10 protein-coding genes are annotated in these 11694 nt (G+C 63.0%); 6 read left to right on the top strand and 4 right to left on the bottom strand.

Annotated features, from left to right (window positions below):
* The first annotated feature begins 58 nt into the window (after positions 1-58).
* The 5 genes from AWB77_RS12825 (at position 59) to AWB77_RS12805 (ending at position 4613) form a co-directional block, all read left to right on the top strand.
* Positions 59-643, top strand: a complete 585-nt coding sequence (locus AWB77_RS12825) for a cytochrome b/b6 domain-containing protein (protein ID WP_061134827.1) — start codon at positions 59-61, stop codon at positions 641-643.
* A gap of 3 nt (positions 644-646) precedes the next feature.
* A complete protein-coding gene (locus AWB77_RS12820) occupies positions 647-1420 on the top strand; it encodes a molybdopterin-dependent oxidoreductase (RefSeq protein WP_061134826.1) in 774 nt (257 codons plus the stop codon).
* 31 nt (positions 1421-1451) lie between these two features.
* Positions 1452-2063 (top strand): hypothetical protein, encoded by a 612-nt coding sequence (locus AWB77_RS12815; protein WP_061134825.1) that lies wholly within the window; start codon positions 1452-1454, stop codon positions 2061-2063.
* Between the two features lie 170 nt (positions 2064-2233).
* A complete protein-coding gene (locus AWB77_RS12810) occupies positions 2234-3685 on the top strand; it encodes an NAD-dependent succinate-semialdehyde dehydrogenase (protein ID WP_061134824.1) in 1452 nt (483 codons plus the stop codon).
* Positions 3686-3782: 97 nt separating this feature from the next.
* A complete protein-coding gene (locus tag AWB77_RS12805; protein ID WP_061135118.1) occupies positions 3783-4613 on the top strand; it encodes an NAD(P)-dependent oxidoreductase in 831 nt (276 codons plus the stop codon).
* Here AWB77_RS12805 and AWB77_RS12800 read toward each other — a convergent pair.
* Entirely contained in the window at positions 4610-6034 is a 1425-nt protein-coding gene (locus tag AWB77_RS12800) for an aminotransferase-like domain-containing protein (RefSeq protein ID WP_061134823.1), read from the bottom strand. The genes AWB77_RS12805 and AWB77_RS12800 overlap by 4 nt on opposite strands.
* Before the next feature lie 301 nt (positions 6035-6335).
* Here AWB77_RS12800 and AWB77_RS12795 point away from each other — a divergent pair, with 301 nt between their 5' ends.
* Positions 6336-6659, top strand: a complete 324-nt coding sequence (locus AWB77_RS12795) for a DUF2917 domain-containing protein (protein WP_061134822.1) — start codon at positions 6336-6338, stop codon at positions 6657-6659.
* 91 nt (positions 6660-6750) lie between these two features.
* On the opposite strand, the gene acnA is transcribed toward AWB77_RS12795, so the two are convergent.
* From acnA to AWB77_RS12780, 3 genes are read right to left on the bottom strand one after another with little or no spacing between them, the layout of a single operon-like run.
* Entirely contained in the window at positions 6751-9456 is a 2706-nt protein-coding gene (gene acnA / locus AWB77_RS12790; RefSeq protein WP_061134821.1) for an aconitate hydratase AcnA, read from the bottom strand.
* A gap of 41 nt (positions 9457-9497) precedes the next feature.
* A complete protein-coding gene (locus AWB77_RS12785; protein WP_061134820.1) occupies positions 9498-10949 on the bottom strand; it encodes a bifunctional 2-methylcitrate dehydratase/aconitate hydratase in 1452 nt (483 codons plus the stop codon).
* 31 nt (positions 10950-10980) lie between these two features.
* Complete coding sequence (locus AWB77_RS12780; protein ID WP_061134819.1) at positions 10981-11490, bottom strand: hypothetical protein; 510 nt, start codon at positions 11488-11490, stop codon at positions 10981-10983.
* Between the last annotated feature and the right edge of the window lie 204 nt (positions 11491-11694).

Below are 11694 nucleotides of genomic sequence, written 5' to 3'. Positions count from 1 at the left end.
GATCAGTGGCGCGTCGCTACCATGCGCAGCGAAACGTCCACTAAACGCGAGGCTCGACGTGCAAGTACAACCGTTATGGCTGCGCATCACGCACTGGCTCAACGCGCTCGCCGTGTTGATCATGGTGACGAGCGGCTGGCAGATCTACAACGCATCGCCGATCTTCAAACCACTGACGTTCCCGTCCGCGATCACGCTCGGCGGCTGGCTCGGCGGCGCGTTGCAGTGGCATTTCGCGGCGATGTGGCTGCTCGTCGTGAACTTCATCGCCTATGTCGCAATGAATATCGTGACGGGCCGCCTGCGCCGCCGCATGTTTCCGCTCTCCATCAAGAGCATCTTCACCGACGCGTTCGCCGCATTGCGCGGCAAGCTGGGCCACGACGATCTTACGCACTACAACGCCGTGCAGAAGTTCGCGTATCTCGCGGTGATCGTGGACATCGTGATCGTCATCGTGTCGGGACTCGCCGTGTGGAAGTCCGTGCAGTTTCCGATGTTCCGCGCGCTGATGGGCGGTTATGACAACGCGCGCGTCGTGCACTTCTTCGGCATGAGCTTTCTGGTCGCGTTCTTCGTGGTGCATGTCGCGATGGTCGCGCTCGTGCCGCGCTCGCTAGTGCTGATGATTCGAGGCCGTTAAACCATGTCGCTCAAGCTATTCAAACCAAGACCGGATGCCGAACTCATCATCAAGGACGCGGCGAAGGAACTGAAGGCGCCCGCGCGCCGCTTGTTCGGCAAGCGCATCCTGTCGCTCGGCGGACTCGCGATGCTCTCGGGCTGCAACATCACCGACGACAGATCCGTCAACGCGATGCTGCGCCGCATCTCGTCCTTCAACGACGACGTGCAGGCCATGCTCTTCGATCCGGACAAGCTCGCGCCGACCTATCCCGAGTCGATGATCACGCGGCCGTTTCCGTTCAATGCGTTCTACGACATCGACGAAGTGCCCGAAGTCGATGCGTCGACCTACAAGCTGGAGATCGGCGGCCTCGTCAAAGGCAAGCGCGTGTGGACGCTCGACGAACTGCACGCGATGCCGCAGGAAAGTCAGGTGACGCGGCATATCTGCATCGAAGGCTGGAGCGCGATCGGCAAATGGGGCGGCGTGCGCTTCGCGCAAGTGCTTGCGCGCGCCGGCGCCGATACGAGCGCGAAATACGTCGCCTTCCATTGCGCGGACAACTACTCGACGAGCATCGACATGCCGACCGCGCTGCACGCGCAGACGCTGCTCACGCTCACTTACGACGGCCAGATTCTGCCTGCCAAATACGGCTTTCCGATGAAGCTGCGCATGCCGACCAAACTCGGCTACAAGAATCCGAAGCACATCGTCGCGATCACCGTGACGAACGATTATCCCGGCGGCTATTGGGAGAACCAGGGCTACAACTGGTTCGGCGGTTCCTGAAGCCTTGGTTTCATCAACAGAAGGAGATTGCATGTCGATTCGAATCAAACTCGGCGTCAGCATCGTGACGCTCGCACTCGCATCCACGGCTTTTGCCCAGACGCCTGCCGCTAAGCCCGCTCGCATTCGCGGCGATATCGTGTCGCTGTCGGGCGATACGCTCACCGTTCACCGGCGCAGCGGCGATACCGTGAAGGTCGCGGTCAAGGCGGACACGCCCGTCACCGCGCTGAAGAACATCAAGCTGCAGGACATCAAGCCGGGCTCGTTCGTCGGCACGGCGGCAACCACCGGCACGGACGGCAAGCTCACCGCGACCGAAGTGCTCGTGTTCCCGGAAGCCGCGCGCGGCACTGGCGAAGGCCACTATGACTGGGACCTCGGCCCGAAGAGTTCGATGACCAATGCGAACGTCGATCAGGTCGTGCAAGGCACGAGCGGACGCGATCTGAAGCTCTCCTACAAGGGCGGCTCGAATGCGGTCACGGTGCCGGAAAACGTGCCTGTCGTGACCTTCGCGCCCGCGACGCATGATGATCTGAAGCCCGGCAAGAAGGTGTTCATCGTCGCGAGCCCGGCGGGTTCGGACTTCGCGGCGCAGCGCATCGTCGTGGAAAAGGACGGTGTCGCGCCGCCGATGTAAGCGTTACGACTGAACGGTTGTCGACACGCCCGCCGATCCCGGATCGCGGGCGTTTTTCATTGCGCGTCGCGCAGATTTGCCGGACGGTCGAAGCAATAATGACGCACTCGGGATAACATTGCCGTTTGCGCCGCAAAACGTTACGCCACGCCCCTCGCAAGGAGAATTGCATGAGCAACACTCGTTCCGACCTTCCCGCCTATCCGAATACCCAGATTTATATCGACGGCGCCTGGCGCGACGGCTCGCGCGACACCGCCGTCATCAATCCGGCGAACGAAGCCGAGATCGGCCGTCTCGCGCTCGCGGGCGAAGCCGAGCTTGCGCTCGCCGCCGACGCCGCCGCGCGCGGTTTCAAGGAGTGGCGCAAGGTCTCGCCCTACGAGCGCAGCAAGCTGATGCGCCGCGCCGCGCAGAATCTGCGCGACCGCGTCGAGCAGATCGCCGCCATCATGACGATGGAGCAGGGCAAGCCGTTCGGCGAGGCGCGCATCGAGACGCTGTCGGCGGCGGACATCATCGAATGGTTCGCGGAAGAGGGGCGCCGCGCGTATGGCCGCGTGATCCCGTCGCGCGCGGATGCGGTGCGCCAGATCGTCACGCGTGAACCGGTCGGTCCCGTCGCCGCGTTCACGCCGTGGAATTTCCCGATCAATCAGGCGGTGCGGAAGGTGTCGGCGGCGCTCGCGTCGGGCTGCTCGGTCGTGCTCAAAGGCCCCGAGGAAACGCCCGCGAGCTGCGCGGCGCTCGTGCAGGCTTATGCCGATGCAGGGCTGCCCGCCGGCGTGCTCAACCTCGTCTTCGGCGTGCCGGCCGATGTCTCGAAGTACCTGATCGCGCATCCCGCGATCCGCAAGATTTCGTTCACCGGTTCGACGCCGGTCGGCAAGCTGCTCGCGTCGCTCGCGGGCGAGCACATGAAGCGCGTGACGATGGAGCTCGGCGGCCACGCGCCGGCCATCGTGTTCAAGGACGCCGATGTGCCGCGCGCCGCGAAGATGCTCGCAACGGCGAAGTTCCGCAACGCGGGTCAGGTGTGCATTTCGCCGACGCGCTTTCTCGTCGAAGAAGCCGCGTACGACGAGTTCGTGCAGCACTTCGTCGCGACCGCGAGCGCGGTGAAGGTCGGCAACGGTCTCGACGACGGCGTGCAGATGGGGCCGCTGGCAAACGGCCGCCGCCTCGAAGCGATGGAACGCCTCGTCGCCGATGCGCGCGAACATGGCGCGAAGGTGCTGACGGGCGGCGAGCGCATCGGGCGTGAAGGCTACTTCTTCGCGCCGACCGTGCTCACCGATGTGCCGCTTTCGGCGCGCATCATGACCGAAGAGCCGTTCGGCCCGATCGCGCCGATCGCGTCGTTCAAGTCGTATGACGAAGTGATCGCCGAAGCGAACCGTCTGCCTTACGGACTCGCGGCTTATGCTTACACGAGCTCGGCGGCGACGTCGGCGGCGGTGTCGGACGATATCGAAACAGGCATGCTATCCATCAATCATCAAGGTCTGGCGTTGCCGGAAACGCCGTTCGGCGGCGTGAAGGATTCCGGCTACGGCTCGGAAGGCGGCAGCGAAGCGATGGAAGCGTACCTCGTCACGAAGTTCGTCACCGAGCATCGTTGATTCGTGAACCGGTAGCGTAGTCGGAAACGCGGCCCTTCGATGGGCCGCGCGCCTTCATCATCAAATAGTTCGGATGACGAATTACACGAGTCGGCAGATGAATCAATCGAAACAACCGAAGGTCGCGATGCTCGGCGCGGGCAGCATGGGTTCGGCCATCGGTCGCGCATTGACGCAAGGCGGCGCGCGCGTGCTGACGTCGCTGGAAGGCCGCAGTTCGAACAGCGCGACGCGTGCGCTCGAAGCGGGCATGGAAGACGCAAGCCTCGACGATCTCGTGACATGCGAGTTCATCCTGTCGATCGTGCCGCCCTCGGTCGCGGTCGATACTGCACGGCGGCTCGCGCCCGCGCTCGAACGCGCGAGCACGCGGCCGATCTATGTCGACTGCAATGCGATCAATCCCGATACCGTCGCGCAGATCGAGCGCACGCTCGAAGCGACAGGCACACCGCTCATCGATGCGTCGATCATCGGGCAGCCTTCGTCGGCGAAGTTCTATCTGTCTGGGCCGCATGCGCAGCGCGCGATGTCGCTCGCCGATCACGGTCTCGTCGTGCGTCTGCTCGATGGGCCGCTCGGCGCTGCGTCCGCGCTCAAGATGTCGTACGCGGGCATCACGAAAGGGCTGACGGCGCTCGGCTCGGCGATTGCGCTCGCCGCGATGCGCAACGGCGCGGGCGACGCGCTTCTCAGCGAACTCGCGGAAAGCCAGCCCGCGCTTGCCGCGTGGCTCGCGGGCAACGTGCCGCGCATGCCGCCGAAGGCGTATCGCTGGGTCGGGGAGATGGAGGAGATCGCGCAGTTCATCGGCGATGACTTCGCGGAGCATCGCATCTACGAAGGCGCGGCCGGACTGTACGCGCGCCTTGCTGGCGACAAGGACGCCACGGGCGCGCTCGAACGCTTCTTCGGCGAACAGGGTTAAGCGCGCGTGGCGGCAGTCTCCGCCATGTGCTCGAAGAATCGCGCCGCGCGCCGGTCGCCCGCATAGGCCGAGTTGATGCGCACCCACGCGCACGCCTCGCCGTTCGGGCGATAGTAGTTTCCAGGCGCGAGCGTCACGCCGAACTTGACGGCTTCGTCGACGAGCACGGACGAATCGTCGATGCCCGGTACTTTCGCCCACACGAAGTTGCCGCCGCTCGGCTCGTCGAACACGTCCCAGCCGTAGCTTTCGAGCGTTTGCACCGCGCTCGACAACGAATCGCGCACGCGCTTGCGCAGGCGCTCCAGATACTTGCGATACGTGCCGCGTTCGAGCAGGCTCGCCGCGACGCGCTCCGCGAAGCGCGTGCCGCCGAGGCTCGTCAGCACCTTCACGTCGACGAGATTCTTCACGAGCTCGCGATTCGCCGCGAGATAGCCGATGCGCAGCGACGACGACAAGGTCTTCGACAGGCCGCCCACGTAGATCACGCGATCGAGCTGATCGAGCGACGCGAGCCGTTGCGTCGGCACGGCCTGGAAGTCGGCATAGATATCGTCCTCGACGATCGAGAAGCCGTGTTGCGTCGCGAGCTGCAGCAGCTTGAACGCGACCTGCGGCGCGACATTCGTCGCGGTCGGATTCTGGAACACGGTATTGATGAAGAAGAGTTTCGGCTGATGCTGCTTGAGCAGGGCTTCGGCGACATCGACATCGGGCCCGTTCGCGAGGCGCGGCACGCCGACGAGCCGCACGCCTTGCAGCTTCAGCAGCCCGAAGAGATTGTAGTAGCCAGGATCCTCGACGAACACCGTGTCGCCCGGCTTCAGCATGTAGCGCACGACGAGATCGAGCGCCTGGCTCGCGCCGTTCGTGAGCATGACGTTAGGCAGATCGGCGTCGATGCCGAGCGCGTTGATGCGCATCGCGACTTGCTGGCGCAGCTCGGTGTCGCCGTGCGGGATCGCGTAATCGATCACGCTCGGCACGTCGATGCGCGACGCCTGACGGATCGCCTGTGTGAGACCGTCCACGTCGCGCCACGCTTCGGGCACGAAGCCGCTCGACAGCTTCAGCGTCTCGCCGGGATAGTTGAACTGCTGAAGAATCTGATTGGACTCTTCTTCCGCGAGGCGCGGATCGCAGTTGCCTGCGTCGCTGTCGCGCTCATCGACGTGATTGGCCACGTAGAACCCGGAACCGTGCTTCGGCTGAATCAGCCCGCGCGAGGCCAGCCGGTCGTAAGCCTCTATCACCGGAAAACGGCTGATGCGCTGCTCGGCGGCAAGCTGCCGGATCGACGGCAACTTCGCGCCAGCCAGCACGCGGCGCGAGCGGATCATAGCCTCGATCTGGCTGACGATCTGCTCAGTCAGCGGTACGCCCGTACCGCCGTCGATGTGGAGGGGAAGTGCATTCATATCGGCTGAAAATGTTCAGTGGTTTGCAGTGAACAGTTCCGTTTTGCTGTTCACGTGTGTCCTCGTGTCATTCGAACGCATCCGAAAAGCCGCGTCAAGGTTGGCCAAACGGCTAGGACAAGTGTTTTGTAAGTGTTCGATCGCCGGAAACTGTTCGGTCTTTTTAGCTTAACAGTTTCGGTGGAAGTGTTCACAAGTGTTCATTCAAGCTGTTCGGAATCGGTCGAATAATAGGATCAACGGCTGCTGTTGCATTCTCTTTGAGCGGCCTTCCAGTTATGCGATCTGAAGGAGCGGCATCATGCGTGAAATCCGTACATTCGAACTCGACGGGCACGGCGCACCGACGCGCTGGGTGATCGATCGGCCTCAAACGCTGCGCGTGACGGGCGGTCGCATCTGGCTGACCGTCGAAGGCAGCGCCGACGACTACTGGCTGGACGCGGGCGCGTCCGTCGAACTGAAGCCCTTTACGACGATCTGGGTCAGCGCGACGGCGGACGCCAGCTGGTTCTCGATGTCGTCCGATTCGACACGCAGCGGCGCGCGTCGCCTGAGCGAGATCGTGCGCGCGTGTTTCACTCGCCGCACGACGTGGCCGCGCATCGCGATTTCCAAGGCGTAAGAAAAACGGGCGAAAAAAAACCCGGCCGTGGCCGGGTTCAATGTTCCCGCGCTCTTGCGAGCGCGGTCACCTGCAAAAATATCGAAGCGTCTTACGCCGCGAGCAGCGAGCGCAGGACGAACGGCAGAATGCCGCCGTGTTTGTAGTAGTCGACTTCGATCGGCGTGTCGATACGCAGCAGCACCTGCACGCGATCGTCCTTGCCGTCCTTGCGATGAATCACGAGCGTGACTTCCTGCTGCGGCTTGAAGTCGTCGCCGAGACCTTCGATATCGTACGTCTCTTCGCCCGTGATGTTCAGCGACTGCACGCTGTCCGCGCCCTTGAACTGCAGCGGCAACACGCCCATGCCGACGAGATTCGAGCGATGGATCCGCTCGAAGCTGCGCGCGACCACGGCCTTCACGCCGAGCAACTGCGTGCCCTTCGCCGCCCAGTCGCGCGACGAACCCGTGCCGTACTCTTCGCCCGCGAAGACGATCGTCGGCGTGTCGGCCGCGATGTACTTCATCGCGGCGTCGTAGATCGACAACTGTTCGCCGCTCGGCTGATGAATCGTCAGCCCGCCTTCGACGCGCGTGCCGTCTTCCTTCGCCGGAATCATCAGGTTCTTGATGCGCACGTTCGCGAAGGTGCCGCGCATCATCACGTCGTGATTGCCGCGACGCGAGCCGTAGCTGTTGAAGTCGGCCTTCTGCACGCCGTTCGCCTTGAGCCACACGCCCGCCGGCGACGTTTCCTTGATCGAGCCCGCCGGGCTGATGTGGTCGGTCGTCACGGAGTCGCCGAAGATGCCGAGCGCGCGCGCGCCCTTGACGGCGGGAATCGAATCGGCAGGTTTCATCGAGAAGTCGCTGCCGAAGAAGGGCGGCTCCGCGATGTACGTCGACTTCGGCCAGTCATAGACCTGACCGCTTTCGCCCGCGATCTTGCTCCACAGGTCGCCGTCCTTCGTGAGCTGCGAGTAGTTCTCGCGGAACGCCTCGGCGTCGAGCGCGAACTTGAGCAGCGCGTGGACTTCGTCGCTCGTCGGCCAGATGTCGCCGAGCCAGATGTCGCGGCCGTCCGTGCCCTTGCCGACCGGCTCGGTCATCAGGTCGCGCGTGATGTTGCCCGCGATCGCGTAAGCCACGACCAGCGGCGGCGACGCGAGGAAGTTCGCGCGGATGTTCGGGTGGATGCGCGCCTCGAAGTTGCGGTTGCCCGACAGCACCGCTGCCGCGACGACATCGTTCTTCGTGATGGCGTCGTTCAGTTCCGGCGTCAGATCGCCCGCGTTGCCGATACACGTCGTGCAGCCATAAGCGGCGAGCGTGAAGCCGAGCTTGTCGAGGTAGGGCAAGAGTCCCGTCTTCGTCAGATATTCGGTGACGATGCGCGATCCCGGCGCGAGCGACGTCTTGATGTGCGGCGCGACCGCCAGACCCGCTTCGACGGCCTTCTTCGCGAGCAGGCCCGCGGCGAGCAGCACGCTCGGGTTCGACGTGTTCGTGCACGACGTGATCGCGGCGATCAGCACGTCGCCGTTTTTGAGGTTCACGCCGTCGGCGGTCGTGTAGTTCGTGTCGAGCTCGGCGGCCTTCTTGTTGAAGCCGTTTTCGCCGACCGGCTTCGAGAACAGATCGATGAACGTGCTCTTCACGTTGCCGATTTCGATGCGGTCCTGCGGACGCTTCGGACCCGCGAGCGACGGCGCGACCGTGCCCAGATCGAGCGTGAGCGTCTTGGTGTAGTCGATTTCGCCGGCCTTCGGCACGCCCCAGAGCTTCTGCGCCTTGAAGTACTGCTCGAACGCCGCGATCTCGGCGTCGGTGCGGCCCGTGCCCTTGAAGTATTCGATGGTCTTTTCATCGACGGGAAAAAAGCCCATCGTCGCGCCGTACTCGGGCGCCATGTTGCCGATGGTCGCGCGGTCGGGCACGCCGATCGACGCCGTGCCCTCGCCGAAGAACTCGACGAACTTGCCGACGACCTTTTCCTTGCGCAGCATTTCGGTGATCGTCAGCACGAGGTCGGTTGCGGTGCAGCCTTCGCGCAGCTTGCCCTTCAACTCGACGCCGACGACGTCCGGCGTGAGGAAATACACGGGCTGGCCGAGCATGCCCGCTTCCGCTTCGATGCCGCCCACGCCCCAGCCCACGACGCCGATCCCGTTGATCATCGTCGTGTGCGAGTCGGTGCCGACGAGCGTGTCCGGATAGTAGACGCCGTCCTTCTGATGCACGCCGCGCGCGAGGTATTCGAGGTTCACCTGGTGCACGATGCCGATGCCCGGCGGCACGACCTTGAACGTATCGAACGCCTGCATGCCCCACTTCATGAACTGGTAGCGCTCGTTGTTGCGCTGGAATTCCAGCTTCATGTTCAGATCGAGCGCGTTCGGCTCGCGGAAGTGGTCGATCTGCACCGAGTGATCGACGACGAGGTCGACCGGCACGAGCGGCTCGATCGCCTTCGGATCCTTGCCCGCGCGCTTCGCGACGCCACGCATCGCGGCGATGTCGGCGAGCAGCGGCACGCCGGTGAAATCCTGAAGCACGACGCGCGCGACGACGAACGGAATTTCATCGACACGAGCGGCATTCGGCTTCCAGTTCGCGAGTTGCTCGATGTGCTCCTCGGAGATTTTTTTGCCGTCGTAGTTGCGCAGCACCGATTCGAGCACCAGACGAATCGAGACCGGCAGGCGCGAGATCTTGATCTTCAACGCGTCGCCGAGCTGCGGCAGCGAGTAGAACCTGGCTTTGCCGGAACCACTGTCGAATTCTTTGAGCGTGTTGTGGAGATTGTGAGCCATGGTTATTTTCCTTGGACTAAGACGAGGAAATTGCTGCTTGACTAAATCACGTACAGATCGACATATTCATTGACCGGCATCGCTTCGAGCGTTGCCTGATCGAGCGATACCGCAAGGATCGCCTGTTGCTGCTTCTGCGGGAAACGGCGCGCCAGATTCGTCCTGAACTTCTCGACGAGCAGCGGGATGCCGTCCGCGCGACGACGCTTGTGGCCGATCGGATACTCGACCGCGATTTCATCGAACATCGTGCCGTCGTCGAGTTCGACGCTCAACGCATTCGCGATCGAGCGCTTGTCCGGATCGAGATAATCCTTCGTGTATTGCGGGTCTTCCACGCATTCCATCTTCGCACGCAACGCGTCGATGCGCGGGTCCTGCGCGATGGCATCTTCGTAATCGGCGGCGGTGAGACGGCCATGCAGCAGCGGCACGGCGATCATGTACTGAATGCAGTGATCGCGGTCGGCGGGATTGTTCAGCGGCCCCTTCTTGTCGATGATCCGGATCGCCGCTTCGTGCGTGCGGATCGTGATCTTGCGGATGTCACCGACGGACTTGCCGGCTTGCCTGAGCTTTTCGTGCAGCGTCATGGCCGCTTCGACCGCGGTCTGCGCATGGAATTCCGCGGGAAAAGAGATCTTGAAGAGCACGTTTTCCATCACGTAGGAGCCATACGGACGCTGGAACGTGAACGCGTGGCCCTTGAAGAGCACGTCGTAGAAGCCCCATGTTTTGGCCGTCAGAACGGACGGATATCCCATCTCGCCCGTCTTCGCGATCAGCGCGAGACGCACGGCGCGCGAGGTCGCGTCGCCCGCTGCCCACGACTTGCGCGAGCCGGTGTTCGGCGCATGGCGATACGTGCGCAGCGCGTGACCGTCGACGAACGCGTGGGACACCGCGTTGATGAGCTCGTCGCGTGTGAGGCCGATCATTTGACCGACGACCGCGGTGGAGGCGAGCTTGACGAGCAGCACGTGATCGAGACCGACCTTGTTGAACGAGTTCTCGATTGCGATACAGCCTTGAATTTCGTGCGCCTTGATCATCGCGATCAGGACGTCTTTCATCGTGAGCGGCTTCTTGCCGGATGCGATCGCGTTGCGCGAAAGCCAGTCGGCCGTTGCCAGAATGCCGCCGAGATTGTCCGACGGATGGCCCCATTCGGCGGCGAGCCATGTGTCGTTGAAGTCGAGCCAGCGGATCATCGCGCCGATGTTGAACGCGGCCTGAACCGGATCGAGCTGAAACTGGGTGCCCGGCACCTTCGCGCCGTTGGGGACGACCGTGCCCGGCACGATCGGTCCCAGCAGCTTGGTGCAGGCGGGGTACGAGAGGGCTTCGAGTCCGCAGCCGAGCGTGTCGATCAGGCAGTTGCGCGCCGTTTCGAGCGCAAGCGTGCTGTCGACGCTGTAGCCGAGCACGTAGTCGACTATATCGACGAGTACCTTGTCCGGCTCGGGCCTGACATTGGAGATCGGTGCGGACATCGAGCGATTCCTGATTTGAGTGCTGAGCTACTTACTCCGCGTTCTTGATCAGCGCGTTCGACTGCGTCGGCGCTGCGCCGCCCGCGGCCATTTCCGGCGTCATGCATTCGTCGGCGAGGCGCGACTCGTCCTTGTCCGAGAACAACATGGCTTTCGACGGGATCACGACGAGATCCATGCCCGATGCCGAATCGTGGAAACGATCAGCGCCGGTCGTCGTGTCCTGGCGCGGCAGGCGGTAGTCCTTCTTGGCCCAGTTCACGGTGACGATGGCGTCACGCTTCATGTCGCCTTTCAGATAGAAAGCGTTACCGTCCTTGCACGACCACTTCACTGCACCTTCGGGGATCGGATCAATCTTCGCCGCCGCGGCCGCTTCGGCCTTGGGGCTGCGCTTGATCAGGCGGCGAGCCGGAGCCGGGCGCTTGGCCGTTGCCCTGGCCTTGCTCGCATCGGTCGTCGCAGCGAAGGCGTCGGCGCTGACGAAGACGCTCGTCGTAGCCAGCGTGCCGGCGATTGCAGCGATCAGAAGTTTATTCATCGAAAAAAACCTTTCAAAAACATTGGGTTGATAAACAGTCCGTTGCGCGGCGTGGATTTCCTTCGAAGCGAAATCCGATCACGCAGCCCGTTATTTTCGCTTATTTATCGGGAGGAACTTCAAATTCTCCGGTCCCGTGTAATTCGCGCTCGGCCGGATGATCTTGTTGTCGATGCGTTGCTCGATGATGTGCGCGGCCCAGCC

This window comes from Caballeronia fortuita (genome assembly GCF_001544835.2).
Taxonomy (GTDB): Bacteria; Pseudomonadota; Gammaproteobacteria; order Burkholderiales; family Burkholderiaceae; genus Caballeronia; species Caballeronia fortuita.
This window is presented reverse-complemented; position numbering and strand designations above follow the sequence as displayed.